Raw genomic sequence first — 20450 nt, 5'->3', positions numbered from 1 at the left:
TCACGCGCCCGGGGCGTTGCCCTCGGCGCGCGGGTCGAGTTCGAAGGAGGCGGGGGTCTGCGTCCGCGCGAAGGGCACGGACTTGAAGTCCTCCCGCTCCTCGGCCGGCAGCGCCTGCCGACGCGCCATGCGGAAGGCGGCATAGCCGGCCAGCGCCACATGCGCGCCGCCTGTCGCCAAGAAGATGCCGCTCGGCCCGCCGCGCTCCATCAGCCAGGCCGCGAGCATCGGACCGCCCATCGTGCCGAAGCCGTAGAGGATCAGGAGCCCGCCGGAGATCTTCACGAAATCGGCCGCGTCGGCGAAGTCGTTGGCATGGGCGACGGCGAGCGAATAGGCGGGATAGATCACGCCGCCCATCACGAAGGCGATGGCGAAGAGCGTCAGGACGTTGCCCGACCAGAAGGTGAGCGCGAAGGTGGAGGCGCCGAGGCCGATGAGGCCGGCCAGCACCATCACCGCGCGCCGGTCGATCCGGTCCGACAAGCGGCCGAGCGGCACCTGCAGCACCGCGCCGCCCGCCATGGTGGAGACGAGCAGCGTCGAGATCTCGGCGGTGGAGAGCCCGATCTTCTGGCCGAGCACGGGGGCCATGTTGGTCCAGGCGCCCGACAGGATGCCGGAGGCGAAGACGCCCATCACGGCGGCCGGCGAGTTGCGATAGATCGTGCCGAGGTCGAGCTTCACCTGCGTCAGCGGCTTGGGGCTTTCGGCGCGCGACAGGGCGGTCGGGATCACCGCGAGCGCATAGAGAATGGCGCAGATCATGAAGCCGGCGGCGAGTTCCGGCCTTGCGATCGGCATGGCGAACTGCCCCCCGATCATCGCCGCCATGGAGATCACCATGTAGATCGAGAAGATGCGCCCGCGCGTCTCGTTGGTGACGCGCTCGTTCAGCCAGCTTTCGATCACCATGTAGGCGCCCGCCAGCGCGAAGCCGGCGAGGCCGCGCGCCAGAATCCAGGCCACGGGATGGATGATCAGCCCGTTCAGGAGAACCGAGATGGCGAGCAGCGCGGCGAGCGAGGAGAAGGTGCGCACATGCCCGGCCGAGCGCACGATCGCCGGCATGACGACGCAGCCCAGCGTGAAGAACACGGCATAGCCCGTGCCCATCAGGCCGATCTCGTAGGGGCTCCAGCCCTCGATCGAGGCGCGCACCGGCAGGAGAATGCCCTGAAGACCGGCGCCCGCCATGAGAAAGAAGGTGGAAAGAAGCAGCGAGACGATCGGCAGGAGGTCGGCGCGCATGGGGCATCGTCCGGTTGGGCAGCGTGGTGACGCATCACCTAGCGCGTTCCTCGCTGCAGCGCACCCTGATTAACGACGCAGCGTGTCGGCTTGCCGACAGCGCGGCGAAACGCCGATCATTCCTTCGTGTCGAGCTTCTGGCGAAGGCTGAGAAGGTCGCGCCAGGCGAGGCGCTTCTGGCTCGGCTGGCGCAGGAGATAGGCCGGATGGAGCATGGCCATGGTCGGCACCGCGACGCCGTTCGGCAGCGTCACGCTCGCCCAGCGACCGCGCAGCCGCATGATCCCTTCCTCGGAGCGCAGAAGGGCCTTGGTGGAGGGCGAGCCGAGGCAGATCAGAAAGCGCGGATTGACCAGCTCGATATGGCGCAGCGTGAAGGGCAGGCAGGTTTCGGTCTCGGCCGGCGTCGGCGTGCGGTTGCCGGGCGGGCGCCAGGGCACCGTGTTGGTGACACGCACATCCTCGCGCTTGATGGCGATCGCGGCGAGCATCCGGTCGAGGAGCCGGCCCGAGCGCCCGACGAAGGGCTCGCCCGCCAGATCCTCGTCGCGCCCCGGCGCTTCGCCGACGAACATGATCTCGGCGGTTTCCGCGCCATTGCCGAAGACGAGGTTCTTGGCGGTGGCCTTGAGGCCGCAGCCGGTGAAATCGGCGAGCAGCGCTTGAAGCTCGGCGAGATTCGTGGCTTTCGCCGCCGCCTCGCGCGCTTCGCTCGCCAGGGCTTCGTCGGAGCGCAGCGCGATCGAAGGGGCGCGCGGGCGTGGCGGCGGGGCCGCCGCGCGGCGTTCGGGAAGGGCGGCGCTGCCTTGCGGCTGAGGCCCGGCGCCCGGCGCCACGCCCTGCGCGGCGGAGGCCGGTCGTGCCAGACGGCGGCGCTCGGTCTCGGCCTCGGTTTCGGCGAAGCGGTCGCGCGGGCGGTCCGACGCGAAGGTGGACACCCCGGCGCGCGCATACCAGCCGAGCAAGGCGTCCAGCGCCTCGCCCATCCGTTCGTCCGCTTCTGGCTCCGCCCTCGTCATGCGTCTCGTCTTATCGGATCGGCTTGCGCGCGGGAACCGCCCGCGGGCGGGGGAAAAGCGTCACAAACCCGTTCAGCCCGTTTCAACGGGAAGACATCGGCATGAAGATTCCGTTAGAAGCGTTCGAGAAAAGAAATCAGCGCGGAGGAAACACCAGTGGCGAGCGAGGCGATCCCGGAGCGGGAATCCATGGAGTTCGACGTGGTGATCGTGGGCGCCGGCCCGGCCGGCCTGTCGGCCGCGATCCGGTTGAAGCAGGTCAATCCCGATCTCTCGGTGGTCGTTCTCGAAAAGGGCGCGGAGGTCGGTGCGCATATCCTGTCGGGCTGCGTGCTCGATCCGTCCTCGCTGGACAAGCTCCTGCCCGAATGGCGCGGCGAGGAAACCCCGATCCGCCAGCCGGTGACGGAAGACCGCTTCTATATCTACGGCTCGCATGGCGGCGTGCGCCTGCCCAACGCCTTCATGCCGAAGCTCATGAGCAATCACGGCAATTTCGTCGTCTCGCTCGGCCTCGTCTGCAAATGGCTGGCGCAAAAGGCCGAAGCGCTCGGCGTCGAGATCTATCCGGGCTTTGCCGCGACCGAGCTGCTGACCGACGGGGAAGACCGCGTGATCGGCGTCGCCACCGGCGACATGGGAATCGAGCGCTCCGGCGAGCCCGGCCCGAACTTCCAGCGCGGCATGGCTCTCATGGGCAAATACGTGCTGATCGGAGAGGGCGTGCGCGGCTCGCTCGCCAAGCAGCTCATTCGCCATCATGGGCTCGACGTGAACCGCGAGCCGCAGAAATTCGGCATCGGCATCAAGGAGCTCTGGCAGATCGACCCGGCCAAGGCCAAGCCCGGCCTGATCCAGCATTCGTTCGGCTGGCCGCTGGATCTCGCCACCGGCGGCGGCTCGTTCCTGTACCATCTCGAAAACAATCAGGTCTATGTCGGCTTCGTCACGCACCTGAACTACAAGAACCCCTATCTGAACCCGTTCGAGGAGTTCCAGCGCTTCAAGACGCATCCCGACATCGCGGAGCTTCTGGAAGGCGGCAAGCGTCTGACCTATGGCGCGCGGGCGATCACGGAAGGCGGCTACCAGTCGGTGCCGAAGCTTGTCTTCCCGGGTGGCGCGCTCATCGGCTGCTCGGCCGGCTTCGTCAACGTGCCGCGCATCAAGGGCGTTCACAATGCGATTTCTTCAGGGATGCAGGCCGCCGAAGCGGCGGCGGCGGCGATCGCCGAAGGGCGCTCGGCCGATCTCCTGAAGACCTATGAGAGCGGCTGGCGCGCCTCGCCGATCGGGCAGGACCTCTACGCCGTGCGCAACGTGAAGCCGCTCTGGTCGCGCTTCGGCACGGGTGTCGGCGTCGCGCTCGGCGCGCTCGACATGTGGATGAACCAACTCGTCGGCTTCTCCTTCTTCGGCACGATGCCGCACGGCAAGACCGACGCCGAGTCGACCGAGCCGGCCGACCAGCACAAGCCGATCGTCTATCCCAAGCCCGACGGCGTCCTCACCTTCGACAAGACCTCCTCGGTCTTCCTGTCCAACACCAATCACGAGGAGGACCAGCCGGTTCATCTCAAGGTGAAGGACATGGCGCTTCAGAAAAGCTCGGAGCACGATCGCTATGCCGGCCTGTCGCAGCGCTATTGCCCGGCGGCGGTCTACGAGTGGGACGAGAGCAACCCGGCCGATCCGCGCTACGTGATCAACGCGCAGAACTGCGTCCACTGCAAGACCTGCGACATCAAGGACCCGAACGGCAACATCACCTGGGTTCCGCCGCAGGGCGGCGAAGGGCCGGTCTACGGGACGATGTGACCGGCCGGCCCGCCGTCCTCACTCGGCGGCGGGAAGGGCCGCGCCGTAGGCGGGGACGGGCGTGTCCGTCCCGATCATCCCCTCGAAGGCGCGCAGGCGCTTGAAGATGGACAGAAGCTCCACGATCGTGGTCCAGCTCGTCACCAGATACTGGAACGAGCTGCGCACCTGCTCGAAGGCGTTGAGGATCTGGTTCATGACGCCGAGCGTGATCGCGCCCGCCGCGATGGTCGGTGCCAGAACCAGATAGGGGAAGATCACGTCCGCCTGCAGGTAGAAGATGCGCGCGACGTTGAAGTACATGTAGTGGAAGTAGAGGCGGAAATAGTTCTGCCGGACATCGGCGAACAGCGCTCGCACCGTCGGCGGCTGGGCGCGGTCGGCGCGATCCTCGCCGATGACGAGTTCCTTGCGATAGGCGGCCTCGACCTTCTGGTTGCTGAACTCGAGACCCGGCAGCCTGACGCCGACCAGCGCCAGGAAGCTCGTCCCGAACAGCGACCAGAGCAGCGCCGCGATCACCAGCGCATGGGGCACCTCGCCGACGAGGGGCAGGGAGCGGATGGCGGAGGAAAGGCCGAGCAGGATCGGCAGGAAGGCGATGAGGGTCAGCACCGCCTGGATCAGGCTGACGCCGAGATTTTCCACCGTGGTCGCAAAGCGCATCGTGTCTTCCTGGATGCGCTGCGAGGCGCCTTCCACCCCGCGCAGCGCCGACCAGTGCGCCATGTAGAATTCGTTCATCGCCTGCCGCCAGCGGAACACGTAATGGCTGACGAAGAAGCTGGTGAGAACGCCGACCGAGACGGCGACGAGCGCCAGCCCGCCGAAGGTCAGGAAGCTGCGATAGATGTCGCCGGTCGTGACCGGATGCTCGTGCGAGAGCGCGGCCTGGATGAGGTCGTAGAACGGCCCGTACCACGTGTTCACGGCGACCGAGATCTGCACCTGGAAATAGGTCAGAAACAGGATCAGCGCCGAGCCGAGGATCGACCAGCGCGCCCAGGGGTGCGGAGCGATGCGCTGCCAGACGCTGGCGAACAGCGACACGCAGGCCGCGAAATAAAGATAGAACCAGAGAAAGGCCGGCGACCAGAAGGCGGAGATGCCGACGGCGTCCGCGCCCTCGCCGAACCCCAGATGATGCGTGAGCGGCCGCGCGGCCCCGTACCACAGGCCCGCGCAGAGGAGCGTCCAGACGAGCGCGGAGGAAAAGAACAGGCGGGGGCGGGGGAAGAAGGAAACGAACATCGGCAAGGACCCTCTGACGAGGCGAACCTTGGCAGAGGGCAGGCGGCCGATCCCGTTAAGCTTCTGTCATGACCAAGTTTTCATCTTCGGTCTTCGGTCTTCGGTCTTCGGTCTTCGGTCTTCATGCCTGCGTGCGCGGGCGGGCGCGTATCACGCGCTGCCCGGACTGGCGCTTCGGTCGGCTTGCGCGGATGCGGTGGCCGGTGGCTGGCTCTCCGGCGTCGTGGCCGGCACTTTGGACGCGAGCGAGAAGCGCAGAAGCACGGGCAGGTGGTCCGAACTCGTGCGCTCCAGCACATGCACCTCGTCCACGATCACGTCGGACGAGGCGAGAAGCTGATCCAGCGGCAGGCCGAGCCAGCGCGGCCAAAGCTCGCTGAAGCGCATGGTCAGCCAGGTCGGTCCGATCCCGCCGACGACGCGAAGGCCGTTGTTCTCGGCGACGGTGCCGACCGCCGCGCTCCAGGGCGCGGCGTTGAAGTCGCCGCCGAGAAGCGATGGGCCGTCCGCGCGGCGCAGCGTGTCTCCGATGCCGCGAATCTGGCGCCACTGGTGCCGGGGCCAGGGCCAGTCGAGATGAAGCGAAGTGACGGCGAGGACGCGCCCGTTGAGATCGACGCCTTGCGTGACGCGCCCGTTGCGCGGCTGGCACAGGGCCTCGCCGACGAAGGGGCGACGCGACAGGATGGCGATCCCGTCGCGATCCTCCTTCAAGCCGCAATAGGTCTGGAACGGATAGGTCTCGGCCAGAAGCCCGAAGGTCTCCCGCCACTCGTCCGTGACCTCCTGCAGCGTCACGACATCGGGCCGCGCTTCGCCGATGCGCCGCAGCGCTCCCGCCTTGTCGGCGGCGTCGTAGCGAAGGTTCATCTGCAGCAGCGTGTAGCTCGGCTGGCCCTCTCTCGCCGGCTGGGCCCGCCCGGGCAGGAGCCAGGGCAGCGTGAAGGCGAAGCCGAGACCGGCAAAGCCGAGCGCGACACCCATAGCCAGCCAGGCGCGCGTTCCCAGGGCAACAAAGGCAAGGAGCACCAGGGCGATCGAGAGAAGCAGCCGGAAATGGGCCACGCTGTCGAACGGGTGGACGCGCGCTCCGAAGAAACCCGCGAGGATGCCCAGCCCGCCCGCGAACGCGGCCAGGACGAGCAGCCCCTTCCAAAGCGCGGCAAAACCCATGGAGCCTACTGGAACGCCGTTTCGAAGAAGGAGCGCAGCTTGCGCGAATGGAGGCGCTCGTGCGGCATGTCGGCCAGGCTCTGCATCGTGCGGATGCCGATCTCCAGATGCTGCGAGACCTGCCGCTTGTAGAACTCGGTCGCCATGCCCGGCAGCTTCAACTCGCCATGGAGCGGCTTGTCGGACACGCAGAGCAGCGTGCCGTAGGGAACGCGGAAGCGATAGCCATTGGCGGCGATCGTCGCCGATTCCATGTCGAGCGCGATGGCGCGCGACTGCGACAGGCGCTGCACCGGCCCGGTCTGGTCGCGCAGCTCCCAGTTGCGGTTGTCGATCGTGGCGACCGTACCCGTGCGCATGATGCGCTTCAGGTCGTAGCCCGACAGGCCGGTGACGTCGGCCACCGCGCGCTCCAGCGCCACCTGCACCTCGGCGAGCGGGGGAACCGGTACCCAGACCGGCAGATCGGCGTCGAGAACGTGATCTTCCCGCACATAGGCATGGGCGAGCACGTAGTCGCCAAGGGCCTGCGTGTTGCGAAGGCCGGCGCAATGCCCGAGCATCAGCCAGGCATGGGGGCGCAGCACGGCCACGTGGTCGGTGATCGTCTTGGCGTTGCTCGGGCCGACACCGATATTGACCATGGTGATGCCGCTGCCGTCCGGCCGCGTCAGGTGATAGGCGGGCATCTGCGGCATGCGCACGGGCGCGACGCCGCTTTCGGGCTCGGAGGCGCCGGCGCGCGTCAGGATGTTGCCGGGCTCCACGAACCCGTCATAGCCGCGCCCGCCCTCGTCCATCAGCCGCCGGGCCATGACGCAGAACTCGTCCACATAGAACTGGTAGTTCGTGAACAGGACGAAGTTCTGGAAATGGCGGGGGCTCGTCGCCGTGTAATGGGCGAGCCGCATCAGCGAATAATCGACGCGCTGCGCCGTGAAGGGCGCGAGCGGCAGGGGCTCGCCGGGCTCCGGCTCGAAATTGCCGTTGACGATCCGGTCGTCGGTCGCGGCAAGATCGGGCACGTCGAAGATATCGCGCAGCGGCTTGTCGAGTTTCTCGGCCAGCGCCCCGTCCACATAGGTGCCTTCCGGCAGCGCGAAATGTAAGGGAATGGGCGTCTGCGACAGGCCGACCTGGATCGGCTGGCCGTGGTTCTTGAGAAGCTGTTCCAGCTGCTCGACGAGGTAGTGGTCGAAGAGGTCCGGCCGCGTCACGGTCGTCGCGTAGATGCCGGGGCCGGGCACGAAGCCGAAGGCGAGACGCGAGTCCACCCGCGCATGGCCCGCCGTCTCGATCCGCACCTCCGGGTAGAAGGCCCGGAAGCGGCGCGACGTGTCGCCCGAGGTCAGAACCTCGTCGAAGCGGTCGCACAGGAATTCGGCGGATAGCCGGTAAAGGCGGGTCAGCTCCGCCACGGCCGCTTCGGCCTCCATGAAGGCGCGCGGCGCGCCGGACGGGGGAGAAACGAATTGCGGCACGGTCGAACTCGCGAATGGCTCGGTCATGCTCCCTCATACAAGAGGGGCGTGTCTTCGGGAATGCCGGGCGCCCGCGAAACTTGCCTGACGCCGGGGGATCAATCGGCCGATGGCTTCACGCAGACCATGCCGCGATCGAGGCAGCCCGCGCTCGCCACGCCGATGCCCGGCACGCGCTGCTTGGATTCGACGAGTTCCGAAAAGCCGAAGGCGAACAGAGCGAACAGGCTGCACACGATGGCAAGGCGAAGCGGCATCGAAATCTCCTCCGGGGCGTGTGCCGAACCTTGCCCGACGAAGCTGAACCCGGACTGGGGAAGGCCTTAAGCATTCGTTCAGATTTCGCGGGACTGCCCGGCTTCGGCGCGGTTCCCCTGTTCGTCGGCGCACGGCGTGCCTAGATTGCGTGCCCAGTCGTAGAAGGAAGCCATGCGCCATGACAGAGCAGACCAAGCCGATCGAACTTCACTACTGGCCGACGCCCAACGGCTGGAAGGTCTCGATCATGCTGGAGGAACTCGGCGTGCCCTACGAGCTGAAGCTCGTGAACATCGGGGCGGGAGACCAGTTCAAGCCGGACTTCCTGGCCATTGCCCCCAACAACCGGATGCCCGCGATCGTCGATCCCGAAGGCCCCGGCGGCGAGCCGATCTCGGTCTTCGAATCGGGCGCGATCCTGCAATATCTCGGCCGCAAGTTCGCGCGCTTCTATCCGAGCGACGAGCGCGCGCGCGTCGCCGTCGAGGAATGGCTGTTCTGGCAGGTCGGCGGGCTCGGCCCGATGGCGGGGCAGGCGCATCATTTCCGCCAATATGCGCCCGAGAAGATCGCCTATGGCATCGATCGCTACACCAACGAGGTCAACCGCCTCTATGGGGTCATGAACAAGCGTCTGTCGGGCCGCGACTTCCTGGCCGGCGAGTATTCCATCGCCGACATGGCCTCGATCGGCTGGATCGTGCCGCACGCCAATCAGGGCCAGTCGCTGGAGGATTTCCCCGATCTGAAAGCGTGGTTCGAGCGCATGAAGGCGCGGCCGGCCGTGGAGCGGGGTCTCGCGGTCGGCAAGGAAGAGCGCGAGAAGCTGAATCTGGCCGCCGACAAGAACGCGCAGAGCGTTCTGTTCGGGCAGAAGGCGCGCTGAACGGCGGCTTCGAACCCCTCGACATTCGACTTCACGAGAGGGGCCGCGCCGATGGTGCGGCACCCTCGGGGCCTGTTCGACGGCCTGATCGGATCGGCGCGAAAGGGACGTTTGCTTCGCGGCGTCGTTGCCGATGCCCGCCGAACCCGATGCTCGCCGAAGCCGCTGGCCGTGACGGTGCCTCGCGAGACGCGGGGCGAGAGCCCAGCCCGGCTCTCACCCGATTCATCGGTCTCAGCCGTCAGCGGCGCGTCCAGGTCTGCGACCGGCAGAAGACGCGCGCGACGCAGCCGGTCAGCACGAGCCGGTCGCCCTCCACGCTGGCGCGCCCGTCATAGCTCTTGCCGTCGCGCGGATCGATCACGGTGCCCTTGTAGAGCGGCGCCGAGCCTTCCATCCGACCGACCGACTGGCCCTTGTAGCGTCCCGTATCGACGGTCGAGCAGAAGGCCGCACCGCAGCGCGAATAGGTCACGGTTTCCCCGTTCGAAAGCCGCCACGTGCCCAGAAGCGGCTCCGCGCTGGCGGTGACGACGCCGCACAGAAGAAGCAGCGGAGCGAGAAGGAAGGGGTGAAGCATGGAAACTCCCGGTGCGAACCGGGCTTCACATGCGCGCCGATCGCGGCGCTTCAAGGGGGGGGCAGGGCCGCAGGGCCCGCTCCCCGGCATCTCCGCGAGGAACGGGAGGTGAGGCGCGTTGCTGCGTCGGCCAAAGGGCCTTCAACGACGAAAGCCGTCCCGCAGACGCGGAACGGCTCCCTATTCCAGCCAAAGTGTGGACGAAACGACTTTGGCTCATGCGCGACTTGCTGGAGGCAGGTCATGATGCCGGAGACCGGCGGGGTTGCCTGCGGGCCGGAGCCCGCAGGGCAGCTCTGGATCAGAAGCTGCGCTGGAAGCGCAGGAAGCCCGAGACCTGGTCGACGTCGCCAGCAGGACCGCCGAAGTCGACGCTCTTGTAGGAGACTTCGCCGAGCGTCGCGAAGTTGTTGGTGATCTGGTAGCCGACATTGGCGACGGCCGCCCAGTATTCGCCCTGGTCGACCGTGGTGCGGCGGGTGCGCGGGTCGAAGCGCGACATGTCGAACGTCTCGCCATACTGGCCGGAGATCGCGAAGCCGACCTTGCCGACCTTCTGCGCATAGCCCGCACCGACGGCCCATTCGAGGAGGATCGGAACGCCGCCATTGGTCAGCTGATTGGCTGCCAGCGTCGAGACCGTGTCGATGGCCGTGATGCCGGCATAGACGGTCGGGTCGAAGGCGTAGTGACCTTCGAGCTTGAACTGCGTGTCCGGCGCGACGAGATTCTTCAGGAGCACGCCGCCCTTCAGAGCGAAGGCGTCGTTGTTGCCGTTCTGGAGAAGGGTCGGGAACGTGCCGTTCACGGCGACGGTCACGCCGTTGATCGTGATCGCGCTCGGAATGTCGTTGCGGTTGTTGGTCTCGTCATAGACGGCCGACAGGTAAACGCCGCCCCAGTCGCCGGTGTAGACGAGCTTGGCATGGACGTCGGGAACGACGTCGCCGGTGCGGTCGTCTTCGAGGCCGAGCGTGGCCGCGAAGCCGCCGGACGTGAAGGTGTAGTTGATCTGGTTGGTGCCGATGTCGCCGACGGCGAGACCGGTGTCGGTCAGAAGGCCGTCTTCCAGACCGCCGATGCCCGAGCTCCAGAGCGTGTCACGGTAGCCCATGAGGAGGCCGCCGAGCTGGATATAGGCCTGGTCCATCACATAGCTGGCGCCGAGCCCCGAATCCGGCTGTGCGATCGTGTTGTTGGTGGCCTGGACGCGGGCGAAGGCGCGCAGCGTGCCGAGCTCGGTTTCTTCGCGGGCGTCGAAATCGATGCGAGCCTGAACCGAGGAGCCGGCCTGGTACTTGTCGCCTTCCCGATTGCGGGCCGGGTCGCCGGCGACGTTGTACTGGAAGCGGACATAGCCGCCGATGTTGAGGCAGGTCTGCGTGCCCGGGATGTAGTAGAAGCCCTTGCCGTAGACGTCGCAGACGCGAACGTAGTCGACGGGCTCGGGCTCGGCAACCACGACGGCATCGGCCGCACGGGCGCCGGTTACTGCCACGAGGGCCGCGGCGGAGCCGAGAAGAAGGCTCTTGATGTTCATGATCATTTCTCCAGTCAACATTCGGATCAAGCTTCTTGGGGCTTGTTCGGTTCGTTGGCGAAAGCCTGCCGTAGCGTCGTGGCCCTCGCTAAAACGTGTAACATGAACTTTTTTTCATACGAGAGTCATTTTCTGGTCGTGAAAGCTTCGCAACAGCTAGCGAAATGGATGAGTTGTAGCTTTGCATCACAAAATAAGCATAACTAACAAAGTATGTTGCACGAGCTAACGTTGCGTCTTCTTTCACCCAGTCCACCTCTTTGAGGCGAAGCGACACCCAAATGGGGAGGCTTCGGGGTGAAGCGTTCTCGCGCGATGAAGCATGCGTTTGAGGTGTTGCGCCCGATTGAGCGTGCGGGCCCGTGCCGCCAGCGTCTCGCTCGACGGTTCCCTTGGCGCAGAGCCTGCCGGCGTCGCGGGCGCACGAAGGGCGCAGGCCGCGTCTCTTCCGCTTCGCTACGGGCGGCTCTGGCAATTCGTCCGTCCGAGCCCGCAAAGGCCGAAAGCCGTCCCGCTGACGCGGAACGGCTCCCTATCCGGGCCAAAGTGTGGACGAAAGATCTTTGGCCTATGCGCGACTTGCTGGAGGCAGGTCATGGTGCCGGAGACCGGCGGGTTTGCCTGCGGGCCGGAGCCCGCAGGGCAGCTCTGGATCAGAAGTTGCGCTGGAAGCGCAGGAAGCCCGAGACCTGATCGATGTCGCCAGCAGGACCGCCGAAATCGACGTTCTTGTAGGAGACTTCGGCCAGCGTCGCGAAGTTGTTGGTGATCTGGTAGCCGACATTGGCGACGGCCGCCCAGTATTCGCCCTGATCGATCGTCGTACGACCGGTGCGCGCGTTGAAGAGGCGCATGTCGAACGTCTCGCCGTACTGGCCGGAGATCGCGAAGCCGAACTTGCCGAACTTCTGCGCGTAGCCCGCACCAGCGGCCCACTCGAGGAGGATCGGAACGCCAGCATTGGTCAGCTGGCTGGTCGACAGGGTGGAGAGCGTGTCGATCGCCGTGAGGCCGGCATAGACGGTCGGGTCGAAGGCGTAGTGACCTTCGATCTTCAGCTGCGAGTCGGCCGCGATCAGGTTCTTCAGGAGCACGCCGCCCTTCAGGGCGAAGGCGTCGTTGTTGCCGTCCTGAACCAGCGTCGGGTACGTGCCGTTGATCGCGACGGTCACGCCGTTGAGCGTGATCGTGCGCGGCAGGTTGTTGCTGTTGTAGGTCTCGTCATAGACGGCCGACAGGTAGGCACCGCCCCAGGCGCCCGAGTAGACGAGCTTGGCGTGGACGTCGGGAACGACATCGCCGGTGCGGTCGTCTTCGAGGCCGATCGTGGCCGAGAAGCCGTTCGCAGCGAACGTGTAGCTGATCTGGTTGGTGTTGAAGCTGCCGACCACGAGGTCCGTGTCGGTGAGCAGGCCGTCTTCCAGACCGCCGATGCCCGAGCTCCACAGCGTGTCACGGTAGCCCATGAGCAGGCCGCCGAGCTGAATGTAGGCCTGGTCCATCACGTAGCTGGCGCCGAGCGACGAATCCGGCTGGGCGATCGTGTTGTTGGTGGCCTGGACGCGGGCGAAGGCGCGCAGCGTGCCGAGCTCGGTTTCTTCGCGGGCGTCGAAGTTCAGACGGGCGCGGACCGAAGAACCGGCCTGGTAGTCGTCGCCTTCCAGGTTACGAGCCGGGTCGCCGGCGACGTTGTACTGGAAGCGGACATAGCCGCCGATGCTGAGGCAGGTCTGCGTGCCCGGGATGTAGTAGAAGCCCTTGCCGTAGACGTCGCAGACGCGAACGTAGTCGACGGGCTCGGGCTCAGCCACGACGACGGCATCGGCCGCACGGGCGCCGGTCACTGCCACGAGGGCCGCAGCGGAGCCGAGAAGAAGGCTCTTGATGTTCATGTTCTTTCTCCAGTCAACATTCAGATCAAGCTTCTTGGGGCTTGTTCGGTTCGTTGGCGAAAGCCTGCAGCAGTGTCGAGGCCTTCTAGGAGCCGTTTAACATGAACGTTTGTTGAGATGAGACTCATTTCCGGCTTGGGAAGATTTATGACAGCTTGTCACAGAGCCGAGTTGTAGCTTTGCATCACAAAATAAGTTTGCAAAACGAATAATGTTACATTGGCTAAGGATGCGCTCGATCCCGTTTTCCCCGCCTGGAAAAGAAAGCGGCGGCCCTCGCATGAGGGCCGCCGGAGCGCGATTTCCGATGCGGGACGATAGGGCGCGTCAGATGCGCTTGAGTTCCTGCGAGCGGCAGATGAGACCGCCCAGCACGCAGCCCGACACCGAGAGCGTGTCGCCCGACAATTTGCCCTTGCCGCTGAACTCGCGACCGTTGCGGGTGTAATCCGTCACAGTTCCTTCATAGGTGCCCGTGCCCGCGGCGCTCATCTTGCCGAACCGCTTTCCCTTCAGGGGGCCGTTGACATAGGTCAGGCAGAAGTCGGAGCCGCAGGGCGCGATCGTGGCGTCGTTGCCGGAGGGCATCTTCCAGCGGCCTTCGATCGGATCGGCCTGCACCAGGGTAGGGATGCCAAGGCTCGCTAAAACGAGCAGCAGCGACAAGGTCTTCTTCATGATGTCCTCCCAGACAGGGCGTCCTGCGCCCTTGACCGGAGGCTAAGCGGCTTTCGGCTTCATGCAAGAGGGCATCGCGCCGAACCCTCTGCTTTCATCCGACATCATGCGTTCAAGTCGATCGTCCCCGTTTTGAGGTCCGGTTAAGGTTTCCGCGCCGGTGCGAATGTTTTATCTCAAATTATCCAAGTCTTTTAGAGACCCGTTCAGTCGCAGCCCGCATTCTCGGGGCATGAACCGCCGAAGGGGCGGCCGCACAGGAGGGAACGGATCATGGCTCGCTTCGAACTTCAGGACGCCCATTTCGGCACCGCGCTCGGCACGGCGGTTCCGCTCGGCGAGACGCTCTTCGCCATGGGCCTGCGCATGGCCGCCAACCCGCGCGAGCTCGTGTCGGCCCATATGTACTTCAATCTCGCCGACCGCATGGGCGTCGAGGACGCCGCGTTCCACCGGCAGGATCTCGCCGCCGGCATGACGCGCGTCCAGATCGCCCGCGCCCAGCGCGCGGCGCGCGAATGGCTCGCCCGCAACTGACCCTCCTCGCAGCCGAACACGGGCCGATCGTCCGGCGGATCGGGTCAGGCCTTCGCCAGCGCCGTTTCGAGCGCGGCGGCGAAGAGGTCGAGATCCTCGTCGGGGCCGACGGTGACGCGGATCAGGCGATCCAGCGGCGCCACGCCCGGCATGCGGATGAAGACGCGCTCGTTCAGGACGCCCTCCAGCACGCGCCGCGCGAAGGCGCCGTCGCGGCCGCAATCGATGGCGACGAAATTCGTGGCTGACGGCAGCGGGCGCAGGCCCGCCCCTGTTGCGATCTCGGCGAGGCGCGTTCGGGCGTGCTCGATCCGCGCGACCGTTTCGCGAAGATAGGCCTGATCGGACAGCGCGGCGATCGCGCCGGCCTGGGCCATGCGCGACAGGCCGAAATGATTGCGCACCTTGTCGAACTGCCGGACGACGTCCGGCGCGCCGATCGCATAGGCGACGCGTACGCCTGCCATGCCATAGGCCTTGGAGAAGGTGCGAAAGCGCAGGACATTATGGCGAAGCGGCTGAAGCGGGGGCAGGGCGCTCGCCGGCGCCAGATCGCTATAGGCCTCGTCGAGGACCAGAAGCGTCTCCTCCGGAATCGCGTCCATCAGACGCTCCACCGCCGCCGCCTCGTGCCAGCTGCCGGTCGGATTGTCGGGATTGGCGACATAGACGAGCTTGGGGCGCAGCCTCGCTGCGCGCTCGGCCAGCGCGTCCCAATCTTCCCGGTCGTCCCGGTAGGGCGTGAAGTCCAGAACGCCCCCATGCCCGGTCACATGATAGTTGAAGGTCGGATAGGCGCCGAGCGAGGTGACGACCGTGTCGCCGGGATCGAGCGTGAGCTGCGCCAGAAGACCGAACAATCCGTCGATCCCCTCGCCGGCGACGAAGCAATCCGGCTCCAGCCCGTGATGGCGGGCGAGCGCGGCCTTCAGGTCGTGATGCTCGGGATCGCCATAGGCCCAGCTTTCGCGCGCCGCCGAGGCCATGGCCTCGAGCACGCGGGGCGAGGGGCCGAACACGCTCTCGTTCGCCCCCAGCCGCGCCCGGAAGCGAAAGCCCAGGCGTCGTTCAAGGGCTTCGGGGCCCACGAAGGGAACGGTTGCCGGAAGAGCCTGTGTGCGGGACGTGAACGGCATGGGCAGCGCGCCTTCTGAAACGGAAGCAAGGGGGACGGCCGCGAGACGGCGCCGCCCGGAACCCGTCATAGAACCTGCGGCGCGCCTTTTGAATGCGCTTCGTCGCAGCGACGCAGGCTTCGGACGAAGCCCTCGCGTCCCGTTTCCAGGCCGATTCGTCCCCTTGGCGAAGCCGAAAGGGTCGACTGAATCTGTGGGGCTGACCCTAACCTGACCTCCCGAGGCGATTTTGGGTCAGGCGGAAATCGGCCTGTTTTGCGCGACGCCGCAAGCGAAGGCGGCGTGGGTGAGGGCGGCGGAAAACCTCACGCCGTCTCAAGGGCATCGTTAAAAGTGTAGCGGATAGAAGACGTTGCGTTGGTCGCTCCGAAATCGTTTCGGGTTCGGCGGTGCAGCATCGGCGGTCCCTCCGAGCGTCGGGCGAACCGTGTCCCTGCGGGCACAAGCGGAGCCGAGACGTGTCACCCAAAGCTCAGTGTGTCCTTTCTGCAATTGCGCATGACGGGTCCGTGAATATTCTGGGGCAAGAAAGAGCGGGGGACGACCCGGGCTTTCTGAAGGGTATGGGGCAGGGAAGGCTGTCCTTCGAAACAAGGCCCAACCCTATCCATAACTTGACTGGAGGTCAGGACATGAACATCAAGAGCCTTCTTCTCGGCTCCGCTGCCGCCCTCGTTGCAGTGACCGGCGCTCGCGCGGCTGACGCTGTCGTCGTGGCCGAGCCTGAGCCCGTTGATTACGTCCGCGTTTGCGACGTCTACGGCAAGGGCTTCTACTACATCCCGGGCACCGAGACGTGCCTCAGCATCGGCGGCTATGTCCGCTTCCAGTACAACGTCGCCGGCGACCCGGCTCGTAACCTGGAAGGCGACGACTACCAGGCCGGTTCTTCGGTCCGCGCCCGTCTGAACTTCGACGCCCGCGAAGAAACCGAGCTCGGCACGCTGCGCGCTTTCGCCCGCGTCCAGGCCCAGAACAACACGATCGCCAACCAGGATTCGTCGCTCGGCGCCAGCTACGTGATGGACCAGGCCTACATCCAGCTCGGCGGCCTGCTCATGGGCTACCGTGACTCGCTCTGGACCTCCGGCATCGGCGGCCTGGAAGACGGCCTGCTCACCGACACGGACCTCGTGGTCGGCGACATCAACACCAACCAGATCAGCTACACGTTCGCCGCGAACGGCTTCTCGGCCACGCTCGGCCTCGAAGACGACCGCACCGGCGATGTCGTTCCCGACGTCCATGCCAAGCTCGTCTACTCGGGCGCCTGGGGCGGTGCCTACCTGTCGGCCGTCTATGACGAGACCAACAACCTCGGCGATATCCCGGGCGCCGTCGTCATCAACGGCGTGACCGTGAACCTCAACGGCACGTTCCCGACGCTCCTCCAGGACGGCAACAACGACGCCTTCGCTCTGAAGGGCGGCGTGCTCCTGAAGAACCTCGTCGCGGCTGACTCGCAGCTGAAGATCGAGGGTCACTACGCCTTCGATCCCACGATCTACGCCGGCATCACGGGCATCGACACGCTGTCGTCGCTCGCCACGAACCGCCTGACCAACGCTGGCGTTCCGATCCTCCTCGAGTGGGCCGCTGGTGCGGGCTACGCGCAGAGCTTCGGCAAGCTCGGCCTCGCGGTTTCGGGTCAGTACGGCGAGACCTTCGACGTCCGTCTGTTCAACCCGCGCACCGGCCTGACCTCGGTCGACCAGGGCGAGTACTGGGCCGCCGTCGCCAACGTCGGCTACCAGATCACCAACAACTTCGCGACGCTCGGCGAAGTCTCCTACAAGAACGTCGACTTCGGCGGTCCTGCTGGCGACATCGACCAGGTGTCCGGCTTCCTGCGCTTCCAGCGCGACTTCTAATCGGCATCGCCGATCGGATACGAAAAGGCCCGGTGAAAGCCGGGCCTTTTTGCGTTTGGCCGCAAGGGACGCTCGGTCGGCTATGAGCGAACATCCGATCGAGCGACGCGCACGAACTGCGAACGCAAAACGCCGCCGTTCCGGCTCGACGGACGGTCGAGGCAGAACGGCGGCGTTTCATCGGGAGGGGGCGGAGACGCGGAGGCGCCTCGGCGGAATGGTGCGACGGGGGAGGGGCGGTGTCGCCGCTCCCGTCCCGTCCGGGCTCAGGGTCGTCCCCTGAGGGTCGTCCTCTGAGAACTGCCGGCGAAGAGAACGTCGCCGGAAGCGCCTTTCATCCTGTGCGCATGCGGGAGCCGAGCGCGAACACGGCTCCAGCCCGCAGAGGCACCCCGTTCAGTCTTCGAGCCGGATCGTGTCGCCGATCTCGATGCCGAAGCCGGTCAGGCCGACATAGTCGCGCTCCTTGGACGACATGACGCCGATGGAAAGGACGCCGAGATCGCGCAGGATCTGCGCGCCGACGCCGACCTCGCGCCAACGCTGCGTGCGCGCGCGCGCGCTGGCGTGCTTCTCGCCATCGGAGACGCCCGCCGCGTTGGGCTCGATCCGGGCTTCCACCTCGGTCTCGAACTCGTCCACATTGGCGGTGCGCAGGAGCATGAGAATGCCGCGCCCTTCGCGCCGGATGGGCTCCAGCGCCGCGTCCACCCAGGATTTCCGGCTGGTGCCGCCGCGCGAGAACAGATCGACCACCGGCTGCTCGCGATGGATGCGCGTCGGCACGTTGCGCTCGCCGCGCACGTCGCCGAACACGACCACGACATGCTGGATCGGATCGAACGGGGTCTGGTAGATCTTCACGCGGCCCTTGAGCCCGCCGACCACCATCTCCTCGTCGCGCACGCTCGTCACGAAGCTTTCGCGCCGGATGCGATAGGAAATGAGATCCTCGATCGAAACGATGCGAAGATCGTGTTCCTTGGCGAAGACGAGGAGTTCGGGCAGGCGCTTCACGGTGCCGTCGTCATTGACGACTTCGGCCAGAATGCCGGCCGGGGCGAGGCCCGCGAGCTTGGCGAGATCGACGCCCGCTTCCGTGTGGCCCGAGCGCGTGAGGACGCCGCCTTCGCGCGCGATCAGCGGGAACATGTGCCCCGGGCGGATGAAGTCGGAGCCGACCGCGTTGTCGTTGACGAGGGCGCGAGCCGTGTTGGCGCGTTCCTCGCCCGAGATGCCCGTGGTCATGCCGACCTTGTAGTCCACCGAAACGGTGAAGGCGGTGCGCATCGGGTCGAGATTGTTGGCGACCATGGGCGGCAGGTTGAGCTGCGCCGCCCGCTCGCCGGTCATGGGAACGCAGAGAATGCCGCTCGTGTGGCGGATCATGAAGGCCATCTTCTCCGGCGTCGCCTTGCCGGCAGCCATGATCAGATCGCCTTCGTTCTCCCGGTCCGTGTCGTCGACCACCACGACGAGCTCGCCCGCCGCGATGGCCTTGATGGCGTCTTCGATTCGATCCAGTTGCATGGCGCTCCCCTTCTTGATCGCTCGGCATTAGGCCGAGCCGGGGTCGCGATCAACCGGAACGGTGCGTTCGCTATCCGCGTCCGCGATAGGTCGGCGCGCCCTGGTCGGGCAGGAACACGCCGGCGGGCGGCGCGCCTGTCTGCCAGAACACGTCGATCGGGATGCCGCCGCGCGGATACCAGTAGCCACCGATGCGCAGCCAGAGCGGGCGCGTCGCCTCCACGATGCGCTGGCCGATCATGACCGTGCAATCCTCATGGAAGGCGCCATGGTTGCGAAAGCTCGTGAGAAAGAGCTTCAGCGACTTGGATTCCACCAGCCGCTCGTCCGGCACGTAGTCGATCACGAGATGCGCGAAGTCCGGCTGGCCGGTCACCGGGCAGAGCGAGGTGAATTCGGGGCAGGTGAAACGCACCACCGCGGCCGGGTCCGTGCGCCGCGCGAAGGGCACGGTTTCGAGAACGGCGTCTTCGGGGCTCGCGGCCGGGCGCGCGTCCCGGCCGAGTTGCGTGAGGTCGGTGGTCAATGAACGGTTCCTCCGATCGGAATGCCCGAGCAGTAGCTCGACAGCGACTGGACATGGCAGGCCACGTCGTCCCAGCCGTGATAGATCATGCGCAGCGCCACGAAGAAGATGACGGCGAGGCCGACCCAGGCGATCCAGCGGTATTTATGCAGGAGATTGGCGATCAATGTGGCGGCGGCGCCCATGAGCACCACGGAGATCAGGAGGCCGATCACCAGAACCGTCAGATGATCGCGCGCCGCGCCCGCGACGGCGAGCACGTTGTCCAGCGACATGGACACGTCGGCGATGATGATCTGGAACAGCGCCTGACCGAAGGTCTTGTGCTTCCTGCTTTCTTCCGCGATCGCGGCGGCCTCGTCCTCCGCGCTGCCGCTTTCGCGGATTTCGCGGAACATCTTCCAGCAGACCCAGAGAAGCAGCAGGCCGCCCGCGAGCGTCAGGCCGACGATGGCCAGAAGCTGGACGGCGACCAGCGCGAAGAGAATGCGCAGCACCACCGCGCCGGCGATGCCGAGGAAGATGACCTTGCGGCGGATGGCGGGATCGACGCCGGCGGCGGCGAGGCCGACCACCACGGCATTGTCGCCCGCGAGCACGATGTCGATGAAGAGAACCTGGAGAAGGGCCGCCAGCTCGGCGGACAGAAAGTCGCTCACGGGTTTGACACACCTAGTTGAAAGGACGTGGCGGGTTCTTCCTTCAGTTTCTCGTGATTGTCGATGACAAACGCGTCACCTCTTCGTGTAGGACGCGAGGGGGGCATGGCCTTTGCCCGATCCGACCTTTCGGGTGACATCTTTTTGCAACGAAGTGGGCCGGACCGGCGATGTCGAACTGTTCGCCTGCGGTCGCGCGGCAGGCATGATCCTTGCGACCGAGCCATCGTCCGCAATTCGTGGTCATGCCTCCATGGGAAATCTAACCGCACGGGTCCGCCTTGGTTTAAAACCCCAGATCGGGCGCGAAGCGGCGCGCCACCTGCAACCGGGAGACTTGCCTTGGTCGAAAGTTTTCGAGCCG

General features: G+C 66.0%; 18 protein-coding genes. 4 read left to right on the top strand and 14 right to left on the bottom strand.

Annotated elements, in window-relative coordinates:
* Together B146_RS0110750 and B146_RS0110745 are read right to left on the bottom strand one after the other, a co-directional pair.
* Positions 1-1251 (bottom strand): MFS transporter, encoded by a 1251-nt coding sequence (locus tag B146_RS0110750; RefSeq protein WP_019996444.1) that lies wholly within the window; start codon positions 1249-1251, stop codon positions 1-3.
* A gap of 116 nt (positions 1252-1367) precedes the next feature.
* Complete coding sequence (locus B146_RS0110745; RefSeq protein ID WP_026358515.1) at positions 1368-2270, bottom strand: uracil-DNA glycosylase; 903 nt, start codon at positions 2268-2270, stop codon at positions 1368-1370.
* 189 nt (positions 2271-2459) lie between these two features.
* Between B146_RS0110745 and B146_RS0110740 the strand changes: the two genes are divergently transcribed.
* Positions 2460-4088, top strand: coding sequence for an electron transfer flavoprotein-ubiquinone oxidoreductase (locus B146_RS0110740; protein WP_051091550.1), 1629 nt, complete (start codon positions 2460-2462; stop codon positions 4086-4088).
* Between the two features lie 18 nt (positions 4089-4106).
* On the opposite strand, the gene sbmA is transcribed toward B146_RS0110740, so the two are convergent.
* The 4 genes from sbmA to B146_RS29005 all read right to left on the bottom strand — a co-directional run bounded on the left by sbmA (position 4107) and on the right by B146_RS29005 (position 8250).
* Entirely contained in the window at positions 4107-5339 is a 1233-nt protein-coding gene (gene sbmA, locus B146_RS0110735; protein ID WP_019996441.1) for a peptide antibiotic transporter SbmA, read from the bottom strand.
* A gap of 150 nt (positions 5340-5489) precedes the next feature.
* Positions 5490-6512, bottom strand: a complete 1023-nt coding sequence (locus B146_RS25715; protein WP_019996440.1) for an endonuclease/exonuclease/phosphatase family protein — start codon at positions 6510-6512, stop codon at positions 5490-5492.
* Between the two features lie 5 nt (positions 6513-6517).
* Positions 6518-8020 (bottom strand): AMP nucleosidase, encoded by a 1503-nt coding sequence (locus B146_RS0110725; protein WP_019996439.1) that lies wholly within the window; start codon positions 8018-8020, stop codon positions 6518-6520.
* Between the two features lie 71 nt (positions 8021-8091).
* Positions 8092-8250 (bottom strand): hypothetical protein, encoded by a 159-nt coding sequence (locus tag B146_RS29005; protein WP_019996438.1) that lies wholly within the window; start codon positions 8248-8250, stop codon positions 8092-8094.
* A gap of 179 nt (positions 8251-8429) precedes the next feature.
* Here B146_RS29005 and B146_RS0110715 point away from each other — a divergent pair, with 179 nt between their 5' ends.
* Positions 8430-9137, top strand: a complete 708-nt coding sequence (locus B146_RS0110715) for a glutathione S-transferase family protein (RefSeq protein ID WP_019996437.1) — start codon at positions 8430-8432, stop codon at positions 9135-9137.
* 241 nt (positions 9138-9378) lie between these two features.
* On the opposite strand, the gene B146_RS0110710 is transcribed toward B146_RS0110715, so the two are convergent.
* From B146_RS0110710 to B146_RS0110695, 4 genes are all read right to left on the bottom strand, one after another.
* Positions 9379-9717: a DUF2147 domain-containing protein gene (locus tag B146_RS0110710; RefSeq protein ID WP_019996436.1), complete on the bottom strand. Its 339-nt coding sequence runs from the start codon at positions 9715-9717 to the stop codon at positions 9379-9381.
* Between the two features lie 301 nt (positions 9718-10018).
* A complete protein-coding gene (locus tag B146_RS0110705; protein WP_026358514.1) occupies positions 10019-11257 on the bottom strand; it encodes a porin in 1239 nt (412 codons plus the stop codon).
* Positions 11258-11910: 653 nt separating this feature from the next.
* A complete protein-coding gene (locus B146_RS0110700) occupies positions 11911-13149 on the bottom strand; it encodes a porin (protein ID WP_019996434.1) in 1239 nt (412 codons plus the stop codon).
* A 327-nt stretch (positions 13150-13476) separates the two neighbouring features.
* Entirely contained in the window at positions 13477-13827 is a 351-nt protein-coding gene (locus B146_RS0110695; protein ID WP_019996433.1) for a DUF2147 domain-containing protein, read from the bottom strand.
* A 273-nt stretch (positions 13828-14100) separates the two neighbouring features.
* Between B146_RS0110695 and B146_RS0110690 the strand changes: the two genes are divergently transcribed.
* Positions 14101-14364 carry a hypothetical protein gene (locus B146_RS0110690; RefSeq protein WP_019996432.1) on the top strand — a complete coding sequence of 88 codons (264 nt, stop codon included), beginning with the start codon at positions 14101-14103 and terminating at the stop codon, positions 14362-14364.
* A gap of 44 nt (positions 14365-14408) precedes the next feature.
* Here B146_RS0110690 and B146_RS0110685 read toward each other — a convergent pair whose 3' ends face one another.
* Positions 14409-15500, bottom strand: a complete 1092-nt coding sequence (locus B146_RS0110685) for a pyridoxal phosphate-dependent aminotransferase (RefSeq protein ID WP_019996431.1) — start codon at positions 15498-15500, stop codon at positions 14409-14411.
* A 632-nt stretch (positions 15501-16132) separates the two neighbouring features.
* Here B146_RS0110685 and B146_RS0110680 point away from each other — a divergent pair.
* Complete coding sequence (locus B146_RS0110680) at positions 16133-17371, top strand: porin (protein ID WP_019996430.1); 1239 nt, start codon at positions 16133-16135, stop codon at positions 17369-17371.
* Positions 17372-17767: 396 nt separating this feature from the next.
* On the opposite strand, the gene ribB is transcribed toward B146_RS0110680, so the two are convergent.
* From ribB to B146_RS0110665, 3 genes are all read right to left on the bottom strand, one after another.
* Entirely contained in the window at positions 17768-18901 is a 1134-nt protein-coding gene (gene ribB, locus B146_RS0110675; protein ID WP_019996429.1) for a 3,4-dihydroxy-2-butanone-4-phosphate synthase, read from the bottom strand.
* Between the two features lie 70 nt (positions 18902-18971).
* Positions 18972-19427 carry a preQ(1) synthase gene (gene queF / locus B146_RS0110670; RefSeq protein WP_019996428.1) on the bottom strand — a complete coding sequence of 152 codons (456 nt, stop codon included), beginning with the start codon at positions 19425-19427 and terminating at the stop codon, positions 18972-18974.
* Positions 19424-20086 carry a TerC family protein gene (locus B146_RS0110665; RefSeq protein WP_019996427.1) on the bottom strand — a complete coding sequence of 221 codons (663 nt, stop codon included), beginning with the start codon at positions 20084-20086 and terminating at the stop codon, positions 19424-19426. Before B146_RS0110665 ends, queF begins: the two co-directional genes overlap by 4 nt.
* Between the last annotated feature and the right edge of the window lie 364 nt (positions 20087-20450).

Origin of the sequence: Aureimonas ureilytica DSM 18598 = NBRC 106430, from assembly GCF_000382705.1 — a bacterium.
GTDB lineage: Bacteria > Pseudomonadota > Alphaproteobacteria > Rhizobiales > Rhizobiaceae > Aureimonas > Aureimonas ureilytica.
This window is presented reverse-complemented; position numbering and strand designations above follow the sequence as displayed.

Coding starts and splice junctions, on each gene's coding strand:
- B146_RS29005 (WP_019996438.1), bottom strand. CDS start 8,250: ATGCCGCTTCGCCTTGCCATCGTGTGCAGCCTGTTCGCTCTGTTCGCC.
- B146_RS0110705 (WP_026358514.1), bottom strand. CDS start 11,257: ATGAACATCAAGAGCCTTCTTCTCGGCTCCGCCGCGGCCCTCGTGGCA.
- B146_RS0110695 (WP_019996433.1), bottom strand. CDS start 13,827: ATGAAGAAGACCTTGTCGCTGCTGCTCGTTTTAGCGAGCCTTGGCATC.
- B146_RS0110680 (WP_019996430.1), top strand. CDS start 16,133: ATGAACATCAAGAGCCTTCTTCTCGGCTCCGCTGCCGCCCTCGTTGCA.
- B146_RS0110725 (WP_019996439.1), bottom strand. CDS start 8,020: ATGACCGAGCCATTCGCGAGTTCGACCGTGCCGCAATTCGTTTCTCCC.
- B146_RS0110745 (WP_026358515.1), bottom strand. CDS start 2,270: ATGACGAGGGCGGAGCCAGAAGCGGACGAACGGATGGGCGAGGCGCTG.
- B146_RS0110700 (WP_019996434.1), bottom strand. CDS start 13,149: ATGAACATCAAGAGCCTTCTTCTCGGCTCCGCTGCGGCCCTCGTGGCA.
- B146_RS0110715 (WP_019996437.1), top strand. CDS start 8,430: ATGACAGAGCAGACCAAGCCGATCGAACTTCACTACTGGCCGACGCCC.
- ribB (WP_019996429.1), bottom strand. CDS start 18,901: ATGCAACTGGATCGAATCGAAGACGCCATCAAGGCCATCGCGGCGGGC.
- B146_RS0110740 (WP_051091550.1), top strand. CDS start 2,460: ATGGAGTTCGACGTGGTGATCGTGGGCGCCGGCCCGGCCGGCCTGTCG.
- B146_RS0110690 (WP_019996432.1), top strand. CDS start 14,101: ATGGCTCGCTTCGAACTTCAGGACGCCCATTTCGGCACCGCGCTCGGC.
- B146_RS25715 (WP_019996440.1), bottom strand. CDS start 6,512: ATGGGTTTTGCCGCGCTTTGGAAGGGGCTGCTCGTCCTGGCCGCGTTC.
- B146_RS0110750 (WP_019996444.1), bottom strand. CDS start 1,251: ATGCGCGCCGACCTCCTGCCGATCGTCTCGCTGCTTCTTTCCACCTTC.
- B146_RS0110710 (WP_019996436.1), bottom strand. CDS start 9,717: ATGCTTCACCCCTTCCTTCTCGCTCCGCTGCTTCTTCTGTGCGGCGTC.
- B146_RS0110685 (WP_019996431.1), bottom strand. CDS start 15,500: ATGCCGTTCACGTCCCGCACACAGGCTCTTCCGGCAACCGTTCCCTTC.
- sbmA (WP_019996441.1), bottom strand. CDS start 5,339: ATGTTCGTTTCCTTCTTCCCCCGCCCCCGCCTGTTCTTTTCCTCCGCG.